Here is a 17,934-nt window from a genome sequence, read left to right as displayed (position 1 = left end):
GCCTCGCGGGGCTTCCGCTACTCCAACAGCTTCGCCCAGCCGCCCAGGCCTTCGATGCGCGCCAGCACCAGCTTCACGCATACCAGCAGCGGTACCGCCAGCAGCAGGCCGATGATTCCCCACAGCCAGCCGAACAGCATCAGCGCCAGGATCAGCACCAGCGGCGACAGGCGCATGCTGTGACCGAGGATGATCGGCGTGACGATCTGGCTCTCCACCGTGTGCAGCGCCAGGTAGATGCCGGCCGGCAGCAGCGAGGGCAGCAGGTCGTCGAAGGCGACGAAGCCCATCAGCAGCATGATGATGATGCCGATCAGCGGACCCACGTACGGCGCGAAATTGAGGATCGCCGCCATCGTGCCCCACAGCAGCGCCTCCTGCATCGGCACGCCCAGCCAGTACAGCGAAGCGGCGAGCGCCAGGCCCAGCACGGTGTTGATCACGGTGATGGTCAGCACGTAGCGCGAGATCGCGCGCTCGATCGAGGTGAGGATCTCCACCGTCAGCTTCTTCTGCTGGCGCGTGGGCAGCAGCGCCAGCGCGTTTCGCTGCAGCGTCTGCCCGTACACCATGAAGAAGAACGTCAACAGCACCACCGCCAGCACCGAGGCCACGCGTCGCGGCGTCGCGGTGAGCACCTTGTAAGGTTCGTTGAGTTCGGTGCGGATCACTTGCACCGGCTTGCTGGTGCTCTCGCCGCCCGCCGCACGCGCGATGTTCTGCGCGGCCTTGTTGGCGTCGAGCATAGGTTTGGTCAGGTCGCGCAGCTTCGGCGCGATCTGCTTCATCTCGCGCGGCACCTGGCGGACCCATTCCCCGGCCGGTTCGATCAGCTGGTTGCCCAGCGCGCCGGCCGCGGTCAGTCCGCCCAGCAGCACCAGCAGCGCGCCGAAGAAACGCGGCACATACAGGCGCTGCAGGAAGCGGATGATCGGATTGCCGACCAGCGCGAAGAACGCGGCCAGCAGGATCGGCAGGATCAGTTCCTGCGCGGCCCACAAGGTGAAGCACACCGCGAGCGTGGCCAGCACCACCACCGCGGCCGGCGAGCGCGGGCGCGGCGGCGGCGGGCGAGGCGCGGGAAGATCGGGCGCGTCGCCGTCGGCAGCGTCGGAGCCGGAAGCCGATTCGGCGGGCGGTTGCGCGTTCAAGAATTCACCTGGTCCACCGTGGCGCTGCGCGCGGCGCGCAGCAGGGCTTCGGCGCGGGCGAGCGCCATCGCTTCTTCGTCGATCTTCGAGGGTTGCGGTTGCGTCGTCGAGGCATCGGTCGGGGTCGCCGTACCCACGCCTTCCTCAAGGTTCGCGTGCTGCACTTCGCGCTTGGCGTCGCCGGCTTCTTCCGCCGCGACCTGCGCTTTCCCGCCGGCGACCAGGCTGGAAACCATCGACACCAGCTGCATCAGGCCACCGCTCTTGCCGATCGCGCGCAGCGGTTCGGAGCGACCGACGACGAAGCCCGCGGCCACGCCCGCGATCACGATCCGCCACGGCGTCCACGCCGCGCGCCACGAGTCGCGCAGCCGGCCCAGGTCGGTGGCGGCCGCCCGCTCTTTCGCCTCGAGCGCGTCCTCGGTCTGCTGCACCTTGGCGATGCGCTGTTGGAAGCTCAGCGCGCGCGGTCGTTTGCTCGATGCCATGTCGGATCAGGGCGGCGTGATGCCGTTCTCGCGCAGCTTATCGGGATCGCCGTGCAGATCGCGCGCGGCCTTGCGCGCGGATTCGTCGGAACCCGGCGTGGGCATGAGGTCGGCCAGTTCGCCGATGCCCAGTCGCGCCAGCTGGCGGCGCGTGGCCTGCAGGCGGGTGTGTTCGAAATAGTGCGCCGCACGGAAGCAGGCGTAGACGGTGACGGCCAGGCTCAGGCCCGCGGCGATCAGCATCGAGCCCAGCCATGACACGCCGAACTGCCGCAGCAGCGCGACCAGCGTGGCCATCAGCAGCAACCACGACGACGCACCGAACACGATCGCCACGCCGGTGAACGCGAGCGCGCGGCCGAGCGCACTGCGCGCGAGCGAGAGGTCCGCGGCGACCAGCGAGCGCAACGCCTTGGCCGAATCGACCGTGGCGCCGAGGCTGGCGCGCGCGGTCGCGCCGATGTCGCGCAGCGATTCGGTGAGGTCCGGCGGCGGTTCCGCGGCCGGGCCCTTGCCCGGGTCTTCGGCCTGCGCGCGCTCGTCGGCCTCGCTCACGGGCGCTTACTTGTCGCCGCTGCGCGCGAGCTTGGCGATGATCCAGCCGGCCGCGAAGGCGACGCCGAAGGAGGCGAGCGGACGTTCGCGGATGAGTTCGGCGGCGCTGTCGATCAGGTCGCGGCCCTTGTCCATCAGTACATCCACCTGCTCGCGTGCGGCACCGCCCGCGTTTTCGGCGGCGGCGATGCCGGCCAGCGCGCCGTCGGCGAGATCCGCCTTGACGTTCGCCTTGCCCAGCTTCAGCTCTTCGCTGGCCGCGGAGGCCGCGCTGCGCACGGCAGAGCCCGCATCGCTGGCCGCCTGCCGCAGGTGGCCGCCGGCTTCGCCCAGATTGCTGCGCAGGCCTTCGCCGTAGGTGCCCGGAGGCGGCGTGCTCGGATCGGTCGGGCTATTCATCGAAACCACTCCTGTGTCGTGAACGGGCGTCATGCCGGGTGCGGCGACGTCACTGCATCAGCAGATCGGCTGGCCGTCCACCACGGACGATGCGCAGGACCAACTGTGCCGGAGCTTGCGTGAAGCTCGCGCGGAAACCCGGTAAATCTTCGAAGTTGCCCGCGTTGGACGCAATCACCACGTCGTCCTTGCGCAGGCGGTTCGCTTCGGCGCGACTGCCGCGCTCGACCGATTCGACCAGTACGCCGGACAGGCCGGCCTGGCGCAGGCGTTCGGGCAGTTCGGCGAAGGTCGCACCGTTCAGGCGCGGATCCAGTTCCAGACCGGCGAAGGCCTTGGGCTGTGCGCGCAGTGTCGCGGTGAGCTGCAACGGCTTGCCGTCGCGGCGCACGTCCAGCGCGATGCGCCCGCCCACTGCCTGCAGGCCCTCGAAGTTGCGCAGCGCGTCGCGTCCGTCGATGCGCTCGCCGTTGGCGGAGAGGATCACGTCGCCCACCTTCACGCCTGCGGCCGCGGCGGCGCTGCCGGAGAACACCTGCGTCACCACGGCGCCGCGCGCTTCGGGCAGGCCCAGCGCCTGCGCGATGCGTGCGTCCACGTCCTGCGATTCCAGGCCCAGCGTGCCGCGGATCACCACGCCGTTGTTGGCGATCAGCTGGCCCATGATGTTGCGCGCCAGGCTGGTCGGGATCGCGAAGCCCAGGCCGATGTTGCCGGCCATCGAGCCGCGCGGGTTGAAGCTGGCCGTATTGATGCCGACCAGTTCGCCGTTGAGGTTGACCAGCGCGCCGCCGGAATTGCCCGGGTTGATCGACGCGTCGGTCTGGATGAAGTTCTGGAAGCCCAGTCCGCGCAGGCCGCTGCGGCCGACCGCCGAGACGATGCCCGAGGTCACCGTCTGGCCGATGCCGAACGGATTGCCCACGGCGACCACGAAATCGCCCACGCGCAGCGCGCCCGAGTCGGCCATCGGCAGGGCGGTCAGGTTCGGTGCCTTGATGCGCATCAGCGCGACGTCGGTGTCGGGATCGGAGCCGACGAACTCGGCGGTGAGCGTGCGCCCGTCGGCGAGCGTCACCGAGACCTCGTCCGCGCCCTCGATCACGTGGTGGTTGGTCAGCACGTAGCCGCGTTGGGCATCGACGATCACGCCCGAACCCAGCGATTCGTTGATCCGCTCCTGCGACAGCTCGGGGAACATGCGGCGGAAGATCGGGTCGTTGCCGAACGGGCTGACCCGCACGCGCTGCTTTGTGTGCACGCTGACCACGGCCGGCGTCACCTTGGCCAGCATCGGCGCCAGCGACGGCAGCGGCTGCCCGCTGACCACGGCCGGCAGGGCAGCAACGGTCGGCGCGATCGCGGCGGCGGGGGCGGACGGCTCGGCGCGGGCGGGCGCCTCCAGCCCCTCGCGGATCGCGGTGGCGGCGAACCCGCCGAACGCGGCGGCCAGGGTCAGGGCGAGCAGGGTCTTGGAAGCGGTCGTCATGGGGGGGCGTCGCGGTGGAGTCCGGCAGGGCAGGCGGCGAATGTCGCGGCCCGTGCGGGAGGATACAAGTGCGTAAAGATCGCCGCGGTCCTGCCGACCGCGCGCAGCCGCGGATGGCCCAGAAAATCCGCGCGATGCAACGCCCTCACGCGCAGAGATCGACCACACGCACGTGCCAGGCGGGCCGGCGTCACATTCGTGACTGACATCAAAAAAGCGTTGACACATCCCAAACCCGGGGGTAGCTTGAATCCTCGCCTTCGGCCACTAGATGTAGTGGTCGATGTCGCGACAGGAGCCCAATCTTGGGGTTTCTGGCGAAGTGGCAGATGCTGTGAGCGCTTTCGGGGGACGGCGCGCGGAGCGGAGCAGATGAGCGCAGATTCGACGAAAACCCATGCTGTCGCGAGCGCGCTGGACGCGCTCGCGGGCATAGCCGTCGCCGGCCCTTGAGGCCCCCGCGACGGTGCATCAACCAACATAAGAATCCACCCGTGGCGGTCCCGGTCCGCCACACGCAACAGGGAGACAGGACAGGCATGAGCACAGTGCGTCTGGAGGCGGTGAAGTCGGTCGAGGCCGAGCGTGAGATTCCGATGCAGCCGGCGTCCCAGGACATCTGGGACAAGAAGTACCGCCTGAAGACCAAGAACGGCCAGGCAGTGGACGCGGACATCGACGCGACGTACCAGCGCGTCGCCAAGGCCCTGGCCGAAGCCGAGCCCACGCCGGACAAGCAGCAGTACTGGAACGAGCGTTTCGTCTGGGCGCTGCGCCGTGGGGCCATTCCCGCCGGCCGCATCACGTCCAACGCCGGCGCGCTGGAGCACAAGCCCGCCACCTCGACCATCAACTGCACCGTCTCGGGCACCATCGAGGATTCGATGGACGGCATCCTGGAGAAGGTCCACGAAGCGGGCCTGACCCTGAAGGCCGGCTGCGGCATCGGCTACGAGTTCTCCACGCTGCGTCCGCGCGGCGCGTTCGTCGCTGGCGCCGGCGCGTACACGTCGGGCCCGATGTCCTTCATGGATATCTACGACAAGATGTGCTTCACCGTGTCCTCCGCCGGCGGCCGCCGCGGCGCGCAGATGGGCACGTTCGACGTCAGCCATCCGGACGTGAAGGACTTCATCCGCGCCAAGCGCGAGGACGGTCGCCTCCGTCAGTTCAACCTGTCGCTGCTGATCACCGACGGCTTCATGCAGGCCGTCGAGAACGACGCCGACTGGCCGCTGGTGTTCCCGGTGAACATCAAGGAAAAGGGCGACATCGACCTCAAGGACGCCGCCCAGGTCGTGTGGCGCGAGTGGCCGACCCACCGCAACTACATCGTGCGCGACGACGGACTGGTGGCCTGCAAGATCTACGGCCACATCCGCGCCCGCCACCTGTGGGACATGATCATGGTCTCGACGTACGACTACGCCGAGCCGGGCTTCATCCTGATCGACCGCGTCAACGAGATGAACAACAACTGGTGGTGCGAGAACATCCGCGCCACCAACCCGTGCGGCGAGCAGCCGCTGCCGGCCTACGGCGCCTGCCTGCTGGGCTCGGTCAACCTCACCAAGTTCGTGCGCAACCCGTTCACCGAACAGGCCGCGTTCGACTGGGAGGAATACAAGGAAGTCGTGCGCGTGTTCACGCGCATGCTCGACAACGTGGTCGAAGTGAACGGCCTGCCGCTGGAACAGCAGCGCAACGAGATCATGCGCAAGCGCCGCCACGGCATGGGCTTCCTGGGCCTGGGCAGCACCGTGACCATGCTGCGCATGAAGTACGGCAGCAAGGAGTCGTGCGAGTTCACCGAGCGCATCGCCCAGGAAATGGCCGTCGCCGGCTGGGAAATGGGCCTGGCGCTGGCGAAGGAGAAGGGCGCCGCGCCGATCATGGAAGAGCGCTTCCCGGTCACCGCCGAGATGCTGCGCAAGCGTCCGGAGATGAAGAAGGACGGCTGGAAGGTCGGCCAGGACATTCCCGGCAAGGTGCTGCACGCCAAGTACAGCCGCTACATGCAGCGCATCGCCGGCGTCGCGCCGGAACTGGTCGAAGAGCTCGCCGACGTCGGCGCGCGCTTCACCCACCACAGCTCGATCGCGCCCACCGGCACCATCTCGCTGTCGCTGGCCAACAACGCCTCCAACGGCATCGAGCCGTCCTTCGCGCACCACTACAGCCGCAACGTGATCCGCGAAGGCAAGAAGTCGAAGGAAAAGGTCGACGTCTACAGCTATGAGCTGCTCGCCTATCGTGAGCTGATCAACACCAAGGCGATGCCGTTCTCCGACGAGGCCGACGCGAAGCTGCCCGACTACTTCATCGCCGCCGACGACATCTCGCCGAAGGAACACGTCGACGTGCAGGCCGCCGCGCAGAAGTGGGTGGACAGCTCGATCTCCAAGACCGCGAACGTGCCCACGGACTATCCGTACGAGCAGTTCAAGGACATCTACCGCTACGCGCACCAGCAGGGCCTGAAGGGCTGCACCACGTTCCGCTTCAACCCGGCCGCCTTCCAGGGCGTGCTGGTGAAGGAGCAGGACCTGGAGAACACCACCTACCGCTTCGAACTCGAAGACGGCAGCGTGCTGGAAGTGAAGGGCAACGAGCAGATCGAGTACGACGGCGAGATGCACACCGCCGCCAATCTGTTCGATGCGCTCAAGGAAGGTTATTACGGCAAGTTCTGACGGACTTGCGGGCCGGAGGCGACCCGTCGCCTCCAACGCGGAACGGGCCGCTCCGCGTTCATCTTCCAGGCCCGCGCGGGTATAGCATCGAATTCGCAGCACCCCGATTACTGCATCGCCAAACGAATGAGACGCCCGTCAGGAGGGCACACATGAGCAATGGCAACGGAGTGACGGCGACCTTGTCGCAGGCCGCCGATAACGTGAAAGAGACTGCCGCCAACATCGGCACCGCGGTGATGCAGCGCGCCGATGCGGCGGTGCAGACCGTGCGCGAAACCGCCGATACCGCGCGCAAGGCCGCCAAGAAGGCGGTGAAGACCGCCAAGAAGAAGCTCGCCACCGCCAGCGCCAAGGCCAAGAAGGAAGCGGCCGCGCTCAAGCGCCAGGCCACCTCCGCGCGCAAGAAGGCTGCCAAGAAAGTGAAGGCCGCGCGCAAGGCCGGCAAGACCGCCGTCGCCAAGGCCAAGGGCACCGCCAAGCGCAAGGTCGCCAAGAAGGCCACCAAGGCGAAGAAGGCCGTCGCCAAGAAGACCGCGAAGAAAGCCACCAAGAAGACGGCAGCCAAGAAGGCCGCCACCAAGCGCACCGCCACCCGCAAGGCCGCGGTACGCAAGGCCGTGAAGAAATCCGCCGCAACGACGGCGAAGAAGGCGCCGGCCCGCAAGGCCGCCGCCAAGAAGGCAGTCAAGCGACCCGCCAAGAAGGTCGCGAAGAAAGCTGCCAGGAAGTAAGCAAGCCCCGATTGGTGGCCGCGCCCACGCGGCGCGGCCACCGCATTACACATAACTAGATCAGCAACACCGCACCAGGAGCGGGTTCATGGCCGTCAAGATCGACAAGAAAATCAAGGGTTACGCCGTCGTCACTCCGGAAGACAAGGCGAAAGAGGCCGCCAAGGGCGCCGCGCCCGTGTCCGTCGTGGACGCGCTGCCGACGGCCGACGTGATCCAGATGCACGAGCGCATCGAGCGCCCGGAAATCCTGGTCGGCTCCACCTACAAGATCAAGTCGCCGCTGTTCGAGCACGCGCTGTACGTCACCATCAACGACATCGTGCTCAACGCCGGCACCGAACACGAACTGCGCCGTCCCTTCGAGATCTTCATCAACTCGAAGAACATGGACCACTTCCAGTGGATCGTCGCGCTCACCCGCATCATGTCCGCCGTGTTCCGCAAGGGCGGCGACGTCACCTTCCTGGTCGACGAGATGAAGGCCGTGTTCGACCCGCGTGGCGGTTACTGGAAGCCGGGCGGCGTGTACATGCCGTCGCTGGTCGCCGAACTGGGCGCGATCGTGGAAGACCACCTCAAGTCCATCGGCCTGATCCACGATCCGGAGATGAGCGACGCCCAGCGCGCGCTGATCGCCGAGAAGCGCGCGGCCTACGCGCAACTCTCAAAAAAAAACTCTGACGTAAGCAACCCCGCCGGCGACCTGTTCCCCGAACCGCGCGTCGCCGACACCCCGCGCAGCGAAGACGTCGAAATCACCGGCGAAGGCGTCGCCTTCCCGCCGTCCGCCACCATGTGCCACAAGTGCTCGACGAAGGCGGTGGTGATCATGGACGGGTGTGCGACGTGTTTGAATTGCGGGTATAGCAAGTGCGGGTGATCTAGCCGAATGTCTCAACCTTTCTCGCGTGCCTACTGCATACCGGAAGCGGCTCAAGAAGACAGCTCCCGGATGAGGCACCGTCTTGGACGGTTTGCTTCCGACTTCAAGGAAACCCATGTCATCGTTGCCCGGATCGAGAGGGAAACGGGTGCTCGTGTTCCTGTAATTGGTGGGTACAGTCTAGATTCCTTCTTTAGGAAGGCTGCTCTGCGCGATGTGCTTGATGGAATCACGCACGTGTATCAAGCATTGCTTCAAGAGGCGGATAAGCGCGGGCGTTACCCTAGTGATGCTTATACCCTTCGGCAGGCGGCACGGGAGTGGCGTGATTTTGTTGCTAGGGTGCTTGCGGAAGAGCACACAACCTATGAAGTTGATTCGGACTGCAATGTTCGATATGCAGTTGATGAGGCATACGCATTGAATCGGAAGGCCACTCTAAACGGGCTTGACGCGGCAAGGTGGGCCTCCGTCAAGGGCGAGTTTGAACGAGCATTCGATGCAATGGACGGCACTGAGCAAGATACGAACGCTGCAATTCGGGCGATAGCTGCTGCGGTCGTCGAAGCATGCGGAAAGATAGTCATTGGTAACGGGGCATCTCGCTTTGGGTCAAGTGAGATCCAGAAGTATCTCTCGCCATTGGTCCGGGCGATGTATGCCTCCGATAACGTTGCAGCAGATGCAAGCCAGCAGATTGTGGGTTCACTTTCGGATTGGACCAACGCAACTCATCAGTATCGACACGGCCAAGGGGTGGGCGTTGAGGTCACTGCTCCGGTCTCGCTAGCAGTGCAAATGCTCACTTCTGGGGCGGCCTTCATCCGCTGGATGATCGAGATCGACACTGCGCGACAGCCAGCGTAGCCCGGGTAAGCGAAGCGCACCCGGGGCTTTCCCTGACTTGATGATGCGGTATCCCCGGGTGCGGCCTTCGGCCTTACCCGGGCTACGTTGAACCCGGGCAATGCCGGGACGACAACGCGGATGGTGCGATACCGGCGAAGCCGTATCCCGGGCGGCACCTACTTCTTCACGCTGACCCTGCGCGATCGACGTGACGATGCGTTGGTGCGTCATATCGACCTGTTGCGTGCCTCATGGCGAGTCGCGTCTTCGCGCGTTCCGCATGAGGTCATCGCCGTCGTCGTGTTGCCCGAGCACCTGCACGCCGTTATCCGGCTGCGCAATGACACCGCGGATTACTCGCAGCTGTGGCAGGAGATCAAGAAGGGCTTCACGCGGAGGCTGCCGGGCGACCGAGTGTCATTGTGGCAACCGCGTTTCTGGGAACACACGATTCGCGACGAAGTCGATCTGCGCAGGCATGTCGATTACGTGCACTTCAACCCGGTGAAGCACGGCCTGGTCACGCGCGTGGCGGATTGGCCGCTCTCCTCGTTTCACCGCCACGCGCGGATGGGTTGGCTGCCGGTCGATTGGGGTGGTGAGGCTCGGTAACACCCGATCGATGCGTGGGCGTTAGTCACGCACGTAGCCCGGGTAAGAGGAGCGCACTCGGGGGCTCTCCTTTGCGAAGCGGCGATGGTTTCCCGGGTGCGGCCTTTGGCCTTACCCGGGCTACGGTGGGGTCCTGTGCCGGCAAAACGGCCGGCGTTCGAGGTCTTGAGGGCGGGACGCAAGTGAATCTGGCTCACGCGCAAGCCAGAATCACTCGCGCGCAAGGCAAATTCACTCGCGTGCAAGCCGGGACCACTCGAGCGCAAGGCAAATTTTCTCGCGCGCAAGCCAGGATCACTCGCGCGCAAGCCGGAATCACTCGCGTGCAAGGCAAATTCACTTGCGCGCCACTCAAAATCACTCGCGCGCAAGGCAAATTCACTCGCGCGCAAGCCGGAATCACTTGCGCGCAAGGCAGATTCACTCGCGCGCAAGCCAGGATCACTTGCGCGCAAGGCAAATTCATTCGCGCGCAAGCCAAAATCACTTGCGGGCGACACAAAATGGCTTGCGTTCGGGGCTTTGAGGCTCGCTCGGGGGGCGCGGCGGTCCCGGGTGCGCTTCGCTTACCCGGGCTACGACGTTGGTTGGTTCGTGATCCGCCCATTGCGTGGGACTTCTTCGCGTTGACCCTTCGCGCGCAGCGAAAGGAGACTCGTCGCCGGAGCCTGAGAACTCCGAAGTCAGCGGCACCCACCTCCGACAAACCGGTGGGTTTTTTGTGCCTGAGCTGAACCGGGCACAAGCTCCGATGCAGTTGATCTGCGTCGGGAGGGCGGCAGTCATACAACACCCGCGAGGGGAAACCTGCCCGCCGACTGGCTTCGGTTCTTAGCCTCCCGACACCTTCGCGGTAATCGCCGCGAGGTTCCCTCAGTCAACGGAGCGACTCATGAGCAGGCAGCGCAGTTCGGCGGCATCCCCTTCCACCCATTACGTGTTGAGCGACGCGGCGCACGGTGCGCTCCTGCGCATACGCGACCATCTGCGGCTGCTCGCACGCATGACGGCTGCCGGCATCGTGTATGAAGCCAAGGAGCTGCACCTCTCTCCCGATGCGCTGACGACCACCTTCCAGCGCCTCGCGAACGACCTCGACGGCGTGCTGCACGGCGCAACGCCGAGACGATCCTGAAGGCGGCTGCGCGCGGCAGCATGAGGCTCGACTGCGGAAGCGAACCAACCTTCACGCACAGTTGATGCGTCACGCGCTGAAGTCCTCGACTCCATGCGGAAGGAGTCGGCCGTGAGCGAGCGCACCAGCACTCTCAGCAAGGCGGAGCGGACGCGGGACAACCTGGAGCCCGCGGTTCCGCACGCGGACCAGACGAATGCGGCGCAAGCGAAGCTCGACGCGCTCTTCAAGGCGAAGGGCAAGCGGCCGAACATCGTCTGGTTCCTGATCGACGACATGGGCTATGGCGACCCCGGCGCGTTCGGCGGCGGCGAGGCCATCGGTGCCGCGACGCCGAACATGGACCGTCTGGCACGCGAAGGCTTGAAGCTGACCTCGACCTATTCGCAGCCCACGTGCACGCCCACGCGCTCGGCGATTCTCACCGGCCGGTTGCCGGTACGGACGGGGCTCACCCGGCCCATTCTGGCCGGCGATCGCGTCGGCAAGAATCCGTGGTCGGATGAAATCAGCCTCGCTGCGTTGCTGAGCGACTCCGGTTACACCACCGTCCTCAGCGGCAAATGGCATGTGGGCGAAGCGGAAGGCATGCGACCGCACGACGTCGGCTTCGATGAGTTCTACGGCTTCTATCCGGCACAGAAGGAGATCTCGCAGGCCTTCGACAAGCGGCGCTATCCGGATCTGGTGTTGAACCCGGAACGTCTGGCGGCGTTGCGCGCCGAGGGCGGCAGTGAAGCGCTCATCCACGGATGGAAGGGTGGAAAGACCGAAGAGGCCAGCAAGATCACCTGTCTGGACGATGTCGCCGACGGCGATCGCAAGCTGAAGGAATTCTCGATCGGGAAGATCAAGGAGCTGGCGGCGTCCGGAAAGCCGTTCTTCCTCGAGCACGCTTTCATGAAGGTGCATGCCGACAACTTTCCGTCCAAGGCTTTCGAGGGCGCGAGTAGCAGCAAGTTCCCCTACAAGGACAGCGTGGTGGAAGTCGACACGTACATCGGCGAGATCGTCGACGCGCTGGAGAAGGCGGGCGTGCTGGACAACACCTTCATCTTCATCACCTCCGACAACGGTCCGCAACGCGACAGCTGGCCGGATGCGGGCTACAGCCCGTTCCGCGGCGCCAAGTCATCGGCATGGGAAGGCGGCGTCCGCGTCCCCGGCATCGCCTACTGGAAGGGAATGATTGCGCCGGGTCGCGAGAGCGATGGCCTGTTCGACCTCATGGACCTGTTCAACACTTGCCTGGACCTCGCGGGCGTGGAGAACAAGGTGCCGCAGGATCGTTACATCGACGGCATCTGCCAGACCTCGTTCCTGCTGTGCGACGACGGCGAGTCGTGCCGCGAGAAGGTGTACATCTGGGCCGAAAAGAACCTCATGGCCATGCGCATGTACGAGTACAAGATCCACGTGAAAGTCATGACCACGCATTCGCAGTGGCTGGACATCGACATGACGACCGTGGCATCCGTCGGCATCGCGCCGTGGCTGTTCAACCTCTACATCGACCCGAAGGAGGAATACCCCGTCGGGCATCGCATGAACGCGTTCATCGCGCCGATGTCGGCGGAGCTGAAAGCGCATGCCGCGACGTTCAAGAAGTACCCGCCGAAGGACATCGGCCTCTGAGCGAGGTACCGCACGCCTCAATCGCGGGTCGCGCGTTTGCGCCACTGCACGTAGGGAACGACGGTGACGGTCACCACCAGCAGGTACAGCACGACCGTCGCGGCCAGGAAGTGTTCGTCCGGGAAGTTGCTCTTCGCAATCGCCAGCGCGATGGCGGGATGCCGCGACGCCGTGGACAGCGCCAGTACCGTTCTCTGCTCGCCGATGGGGCCGCCCAGCCAGTGGCCCGACACCAGCCCGATCAGCGCGAACAACAGCATCGCCCATAGCGTGCCGTCGTGGATCAGGGGGGCGAGGGTGTGCGACATGCCCACGATGATCGCCAGCGCGCACACCACCAGCAGCACCGTCGATGCGATCAGGAGCGGCTTGACCAGTCGCGCTGCGATCTCCGGCTTCCACGCGCGCGCCAGCATGCCAAGCACCAGCGGCGCGGCGATCATCATGAGCACCGGCTTGGCGATCGCGCCGCCCGCAACGTGGAAAGGCCGGCCGAAGTAGCGCGCCAGCAGCTCGCCCGCGAGCGGCACGATGACGATGGCAAGCAGGCCCACGGTGAGCATCAACCCGAGTCCGTAGTCCGCAAGACCGCCCGCCTTGCGCTCCTTCTTCGGCAGCATGGGCGGAATGGGCGAGATGGCCAGCGCCACCAGCACGATGGCGGTGGCCTTCGGCAAGTCGAACACGCCCAGGATGACCAGCGCCGCGGCGGGCATCACCACGAACATGGAAATCAGCGAGCGCAGCAGCAGCGAGCGGTGACGAACCAGGTGGAGTGCGTCGTCCAGCGTGGCTTGCAGGCCGTAGCAGAAGACCGTTCCCAGGATGCTCGCCTGGATGCCCAGCATGACTAGGTCGCGCATGTCCGCCTCGCCTGACGTCGGGTGCCGCAATGCTGCCCCACGAAGCGGTGTGGCCGCGTGAGCGCCACCCGACGGGACCGGGAGGCGCGACCTCCACCCGCGTGATTCGTTGCCGTTATGATCGCCGGAGCCCGGGGAGGGGCTTGGCATGGTCGACCTCACGTCCACGATCGTCGTGCTGCTGGTGATGGGCGGTAGCGTGTACCTGTCCTTGCGTGGCCGTCGCAAGATCGAGCGTGAGCTCAGGGCGACCTTCGACCGGAAGACGTTCGACACGCCGCAGGGCAAGGTCACCGGCGAGGCGCTGAAAGTGGTCAAGGTGAGCCGTCAAACCGTCCGCTTCGCCGCTGACGACGTCTATCAACTGGCCGCCGATCCGCTACCTGCGGACACCTTCTGGTACTGCGTCGGTCCGGGGCCGTCGTACTTCCTCGCCATCGCCATCGTGCAGGTCGGATACGGCAAGGTCGACGCGGAGTGGGTCATCCGACCGCTCACCGAACAACGCATGCGCGGCGCCCTGATCGGCGACCGCAAAGCCACCGCGCTCGCGTTCGGGAGCGCGGTGGAAGGTTAGGACGATGATCGATCACGAAAGCAATCCGCTCGGCTCGGCCGCACCGCCCGACGAATCGTGCATGACCATCGACAGGGCGCTGGGCAATTCGGTGCGTGACGGTGGCATCCAATCCTTCTTGAAACCTGGACCACGAATCAGACCATGACCAACACAATCAACCTTTCCTGGGCACGCTTCGGTTTCGCCTGCGCGATGCTCGGCGGCATTTTCGCCGTGGTGATCGGCCCAAGCATCCAGAACGAGGATTCGTGGTCGTTGGCCGTCGTCCTGGGTTCGTTCTTGGTTTCGCTGTTCGGATTCTTCGCGCGCGGTTGGGCCCGACTCCGGAAGGAGAACGCGGTCCGCCCCGTCATGCGCACCGACGCCGAGCGCTTCCGCCGACTGCTCATCGGCCCTCCCGTCGCCGCCGCGATCTGGTTCGCAGCGACCATCCTCGTGGTGTTGGGCTTGGCGCTCGCATCGGGCCTTGGCTTCATCGCATGACGTGGAAGTGCGCCCTGTGCGGTGAAGCGGACAACGAAACGCCGCGGTGTTTCGGCACCGAGGCTCCGTGGCGGGCGATGGTTCCGGAGAGCGAATTCGACCAGCGCGTGGAGCTGACCGCGGACCAGTGCGTGGTGGACGAGAAGGCCTTCTTCATCCGCGGACACATCGAAATTCTGGTGCACGGTCAGTCGGAACCGCTGGCCTTCTCGGTGTGGTCATCGCTCAGCGAGCGCAGCTTCCTGCACATGTCCGAGCGCTGGCGTTGCGCCGATCGTGCCGACGATCCGCCGTATTTCGGCTGGCTGTCCACCGACATCGCCGTGTATCCGGACACGATCAATCTCAAGCTTTCCGTGCAGTCGCGCGCGCCGGGTCTCGTGCCTCTCTTCACCGTGGCGCCAAGCGATCACCCGCTCTCGCTCGAGCAGAGGCAGGGCATCAGCGAAGCCCGCTGGCATGAGATCGTCCATTCGATTCTTCATGGTCGCTGATCGACAAATCACGCCTGCGAAACGCAGCCGGCTGGAAGCTATGCGGTCTGGCCATTGAGCACAGGAGAGCCGATATGCCGCGATACCTGATCTCGTTCGACGACGGATCGATGACGTCTCTTTCAGGAGAGGAACTCGCCACCGCCGGCGAGACATCGCGCGCCGTCGTGCGCGACGCCAAGGCGGCCGGCGTGTGGATCTTCGGCGGCGGCATCATGAGCCAGCAGGCCAGCATCGTCGCCACCGACGGCTCGGTCGCCGCTGGCCCCTATCCGGAGACCAAAGCGGTCATCGGCGGTTTCTCGATCCTCGAAGTGCCCTCACGCGACGAAGCGCTGGCGTGGGCGGCAAGGCTCGCCGCGTCCTGTCGCTGTGCACAGGAAGTGCGCGAGATCATGTACGACCCCGAGTCCTGATCGTGATGGGGTTCAACCAGCGCGAAGCCCGGGCTGATCCGAGGCGCGAGGCTGGTGCTAATGTCGCCTCCGACCTGCCTGCCACAGTCGGCTCCCATGATCAGATCGCTTGTCCTTTCATTGCTTGTCCCGATGGCCGCCGCTCAGGCCGCCGCGAGCCCTGAAGAGATGTTCTGCGGCGAGGCGATGGCCCTGTTCCTGCCCGAGCCGGAGGGGACTCCCGCGCCCAACATCGAGCTGACGAACTTCCAGTACATGAGTCCCGACGATCGCTGTGGGCGAAACATCCAGCACGACGAACTGATGAAACTCCACGCCCGGATCAAACCGGTGGCCGCGACCGCATTTGGAGACAGCCAGGCCAGCTTCGGTGTCATGGTTCGCTACACCCTCACACCGGACAAGCCCGCAACCTTCGACATGCAGGTGCGCGATGCCCCCGACAGCGAAACGCCTCGCCTCACACGGTTCTACAACGACTCGGCCGCGTTGCACGACTTCCATTCTTCCAGCGGCACGGTTTACGTGGTCTTCCACTACACAGTCTCCCCGAGTGCGGCTGCTACGCCACCGCATGAGGGTTAGGCGGGGCGGCAGCGGAATTGATGGCCCATAGCAGCTATTGGACGAAGAGGAATCTCGATGTCGCCACAGGACGTGTTCGACGTTGTTGCGGTTGCCGGCTGGGTGGGGCCCTGTGTCATAGGCATGGCCGCCGTGTTCTTCCCCAAACCGCGCAGCGTTCTCCTTCGGGCCGCGGTTGGCGTAATGGCGGGATGGATCGCCGGCATCGTATTCACGATCTATGTGTACAACCCCGCTGGCATCGCGGCAGCTATCGCGGCTGGGGTCGATAGCACCGGGGCGCGGTACGACAACAACACCGTAGTCGTCGCAATCCTGGGTGGGTGGTTCTACCCCGCGCTGGCAGTTGCGCTGGCGCTTGGTGTCCGCTTCCTTCTAGTCAGACGTTTGCGGGGGCAATCATATGCAGGGCTTTAGCCGGACCCATGAGCACGTCTGTTTGAGGCCTACGCCATGAGTGCTGGAGCCGTTGCGTTTGCCATGTTGGCAATCCTTCTGTTCGCGGCGGCCGCACCGCTTCGCGTTGCCTACCGCGAGCGTCGTCTGTTTGCGACCGATCTTCTGCTTCCAGTGCTCCCGGCTGCAGGTTTCGTGGCCGGGCTGCTCGGATTCAATGCGCCAGCCCAAGTCGGCTGGGCGCTCATCGTTTATCCGTTCCTGGTTGTTGCCGCGTCCGTTTCCATGCTCTACGTAAGCGTCTATGGGCTACGCAAGCTGTTCATCCAAGTTCGTACCTTGTCGCTTGGCGTGTTGTCCGGTGCACTTGTCGTGGCGATGCTTCTCGGCGCCACAGTCGCCCCCTGGTACGAATAGACCTACCGGAGCAGGATAGGCTTGAGGCGAGCGACTGACGGTTGCGCTTGTCTGTAGCGTTCACCCACCGCAGCGCGGTGGCCAGTGCGAGTCAGCGGTCTTCTCGAGGTCGATCAGGAACCATTCGCCGGAACGTTCCGAGGTGTCGGCCTGGGAGAACAGCAGGCGACGTCCGTCGGGCGAGAGGAGCGGTCCCACCTGGAAGACGTCCGTTCGCGCCGGTACGCGGCCCCGCTCGCGCCAGGTCGTGCCGTCCCGCTCGTAGACGTACAGGTGCGACGTGGTGCCGCGGTTTGCGACCGTCACCAGCACGTTGCCGTCGCGCGACAGTTCGGCTTCGTACTCGTTGGCGTCCGAGCTGATGGGTGGCCCGAAATTCTCGACACGCCAGCGCCCGTCGGTTTCCGGTGTGGCCAGATAGATGTCGCCCTGTCCCATGCCGCCGGGTCGACTGGAGCCGAAGAGCAGGCGGCCATCCGGTTGTGGTCGGGGCAAGAGTTGCGACTCAGCTGAGTTCACCGGCTCGGGCAGTCGCTCGGGTTCGCCCCACGCGCCGCCGGCGTTGCGCTGCACGCGCCAGATGTCGAGCCGCTCTCCGGCGGGGTCGGCGCGGGCGGAAACGTAGTAGAGCCAGCGGCCGTCCGCGGACAGGGACGGGTCGGCTTCCGAGACGCCCGGTCTGGCGAACGACGGCGATACCGGTTCCGTCCAGCGGCCGTCGACGCAACGCGAGGTCAGCAGTCGATAGCGCCCGAAGCCGCGATCGGCGCGGAAGAAATACACCTCGGTGCCGTCCTGCGAGAACGTCGGCGATGACTCGTACTCGCCACTCGACAGCACATCGGGCGTCACGCGAACGGCCGCCGCGGTGTCGATGTCTCCGGCGTGGCAGCCCACGGTGGCGCAGGCGAATAGCAGCCAGGCGCATGTCTGCATCGTCGTGCGGGGATTGGAGATCATCCGGTGTATCCCTGTCGTCGGCTCTGGCGATGCGACGTTTATATCGGGCCCGGCAACGCACCAGAAGTGCCAATCTGGGGAGCTTCCATCGAGCCACCTGACAAACCGTCGTGC

At 65.4% G+C, this 17,934-nt stretch carries 21 protein-coding genes; 14 read left to right on the top strand and 7 right to left on the bottom strand.

All coding sequences use genetic code 11. The annotated features are described in order from the left end of the window. Positions 1-17: 17 nt before the first annotated feature. The 5 genes from FOF45_RS04575 to FOF45_RS04555 are packed head-to-tail and all read right to left on the bottom strand — an operon-like array spanning position 18 to position 4,082. The gene (locus tag FOF45_RS04575; RefSeq protein WP_158982816.1) at positions 18-1,151 is read right to left on the bottom strand and encodes an AI-2E family transporter; all 1,134 of its coding nucleotides are present in this window, start codon (positions 1,149-1,151) and stop codon (positions 18-20) included. After that, entirely contained in the window at positions 1,148-1,639 is a 492-nt protein-coding gene (locus tag FOF45_RS04570) for a hypothetical protein (protein WP_158982815.1), read from the bottom strand. The genes FOF45_RS04575 and FOF45_RS04570 overlap by 4 nt, the downstream gene beginning before the upstream one ends. 6 nt (positions 1,640-1,645) lie before the next feature. Then, positions 1,646-2,194 (bottom strand): phage holin family protein, encoded by a 549-nt coding sequence (locus tag FOF45_RS18240; RefSeq protein ID WP_233264048.1) that lies wholly within the window; start codon positions 2,192-2,194, stop codon positions 1,646-1,648. A 6-nt stretch (positions 2,195-2,200) separates the two neighbouring features. Then, a complete protein-coding gene (locus FOF45_RS04560) occupies positions 2,201-2,593 on the bottom strand; it encodes a hypothetical protein (protein WP_158982814.1) in 393 nt (130 codons plus the stop codon). A 49-nt stretch (positions 2,594-2,642) separates the two neighbouring features. Continuing rightward, complete coding sequence (locus tag FOF45_RS04555; protein ID WP_158982813.1) at positions 2,643-4,082, bottom strand: trypsin-like peptidase domain-containing protein; 1,440 nt, start codon at positions 4,080-4,082, stop codon at positions 2,643-2,645. 539 nt (positions 4,083-4,621) lie between these two features. Between FOF45_RS04555 and FOF45_RS04550 the strand changes: the two genes are divergently transcribed. The 7 genes from FOF45_RS04550 to FOF45_RS04520 all read left to right on the top strand — a co-directional run bounded on the left by FOF45_RS04550 (position 4,622) and on the right by FOF45_RS04520 (position 12,626). After that, positions 4,622-6,775: an adenosylcobalamin-dependent ribonucleoside-diphosphate reductase gene (locus FOF45_RS04550; RefSeq protein WP_158982812.1), complete on the top strand. Its 2,154-nt coding sequence runs from the start codon at positions 4,622-4,624 to the stop codon at positions 6,773-6,775. Positions 6,776-6,927: 152 nt separating this feature from the next. Then, the gene (locus FOF45_RS04545) at positions 6,928-7,509 is read left to right on the top strand and encodes a hypothetical protein (RefSeq protein WP_158982811.1); all 582 of its coding nucleotides are present in this window, start codon (positions 6,928-6,930) and stop codon (positions 7,507-7,509) included. 88 nt (positions 7,510-7,597) lie between these two features. Further along, complete coding sequence (locus tag FOF45_RS04540) at positions 7,598-8,392, top strand: TSCPD domain-containing protein (RefSeq protein ID WP_158982810.1); 795 nt, start codon at positions 7,598-7,600, stop codon at positions 8,390-8,392. Between the two features lie 9 nt (positions 8,393-8,401). Beyond that, positions 8,402-9,262 carry a hypothetical protein gene (locus tag FOF45_RS04535; protein WP_158982809.1) on the top strand — a complete coding sequence of 287 codons (861 nt, stop codon included), beginning with the start codon at positions 8,402-8,404 and terminating at the stop codon, positions 9,260-9,262. Between the two features lie 87 nt (positions 9,263-9,349). Next, positions 9,350-9,856, top strand: a complete 507-nt coding sequence (locus tag FOF45_RS04530; protein WP_233264047.1) for an REP-associated tyrosine transposase — start codon at positions 9,350-9,352, stop codon at positions 9,854-9,856. An 892-nt stretch (positions 9,857-10,748) separates the two neighbouring features. After that, positions 10,749-10,991: an XAC0095 family protein gene (locus tag FOF45_RS04525; protein WP_158982808.1), complete on the top strand. Its 243-nt coding sequence runs from the start codon at positions 10,749-10,751 to the stop codon at positions 10,989-10,991. A 111-nt stretch (positions 10,992-11,102) separates the two neighbouring features. Next, positions 11,103-12,626 carry an arylsulfatase gene (locus FOF45_RS04520; protein WP_199244429.1) on the top strand — a complete coding sequence of 508 codons (1,524 nt, stop codon included), beginning with the start codon at positions 11,103-11,105 and terminating at the stop codon, positions 12,624-12,626. A gap of 17 nt (positions 12,627-12,643) precedes the next feature. Here FOF45_RS04520 and FOF45_RS04515 read toward each other — a convergent pair whose 3' ends face one another. Continuing rightward, positions 12,644-13,489, bottom strand: coding sequence for a bile acid:sodium symporter family protein (locus FOF45_RS04515; protein ID WP_158982806.1), 846 nt, complete (start codon positions 13,487-13,489; stop codon positions 12,644-12,646). Between the two features lie 148 nt (positions 13,490-13,637). Between FOF45_RS04515 and FOF45_RS04510 the strand changes: the two genes are divergently transcribed. The 7 genes from FOF45_RS04510 to FOF45_RS04480 all read left to right on the top strand — a co-directional run bounded on the left by FOF45_RS04510 (position 13,638) and on the right by FOF45_RS04480 (position 16,860). Then, positions 13,638-14,066 carry a hypothetical protein gene (locus FOF45_RS04510; protein WP_158982805.1) on the top strand — a complete coding sequence of 143 codons (429 nt, stop codon included), beginning with the start codon at positions 13,638-13,640 and terminating at the stop codon, positions 14,064-14,066. 195 nt (positions 14,067-14,261) lie between these two features. Further along, on the top strand, positions 14,262-14,552 hold the full coding sequence (locus FOF45_RS04505; protein WP_233264046.1) for a hypothetical protein: 291 nt from the start codon (positions 14,262-14,264) through the stop codon (positions 14,550-14,552). Then, positions 14,549-15,046: a DUF2199 domain-containing protein gene (locus FOF45_RS04500; RefSeq protein ID WP_158982803.1), complete on the top strand. Its 498-nt coding sequence runs from the start codon at positions 14,549-14,551 to the stop codon at positions 15,044-15,046. Before FOF45_RS04505 ends, FOF45_RS04500 begins: the two co-directional genes overlap by 4 nt. Positions 15,047-15,120: 74 nt before the next feature. After that, complete coding sequence (locus FOF45_RS04495; protein WP_158982802.1) at positions 15,121-15,462, top strand: YciI family protein; 342 nt, start codon at positions 15,121-15,123, stop codon at positions 15,460-15,462. Positions 15,463-15,558: 96 nt separating this feature from the next. Further along, complete coding sequence (locus FOF45_RS04490; RefSeq protein ID WP_158982801.1) at positions 15,559-16,047, top strand: hypothetical protein; 489 nt, start codon at positions 15,559-15,561, stop codon at positions 16,045-16,047. Between the two features lie 57 nt (positions 16,048-16,104). Continuing rightward, positions 16,105-16,464, top strand: coding sequence for a hypothetical protein (locus FOF45_RS04485; protein WP_158982800.1), 360 nt, complete (start codon positions 16,105-16,107; stop codon positions 16,462-16,464). Positions 16,465-16,500: 36 nt separating this feature from the next. Further along, positions 16,501-16,860 (top strand): hypothetical protein, encoded by a 360-nt coding sequence (locus FOF45_RS04480; protein WP_158982799.1) that lies wholly within the window; start codon positions 16,501-16,503, stop codon positions 16,858-16,860. A 60-nt stretch (positions 16,861-16,920) separates the two neighbouring features. Here the strand turns inward: FOF45_RS04480 and FOF45_RS04475 are convergent, their stop codons facing one another. After that, positions 16,921-17,820: a TolB family protein gene (locus FOF45_RS04475; protein ID WP_158982798.1), complete on the bottom strand. Its 900-nt coding sequence runs from the start codon at positions 17,818-17,820 to the stop codon at positions 16,921-16,923. Between the last annotated feature and the right edge of the window lie 114 nt (positions 17,821-17,934).

Source organism: Lysobacter panacisoli (genome assembly GCF_009765165.1).
Taxonomy (GTDB): Bacteria; Pseudomonadota; Gammaproteobacteria; order Xanthomonadales; family Xanthomonadaceae; genus Lysobacter_J; species Lysobacter_J panacisoli.
Note: the sequence above shows the minus strand (reverse complement) of the source record. Positions and strands in the feature narration are given on the sequence as shown.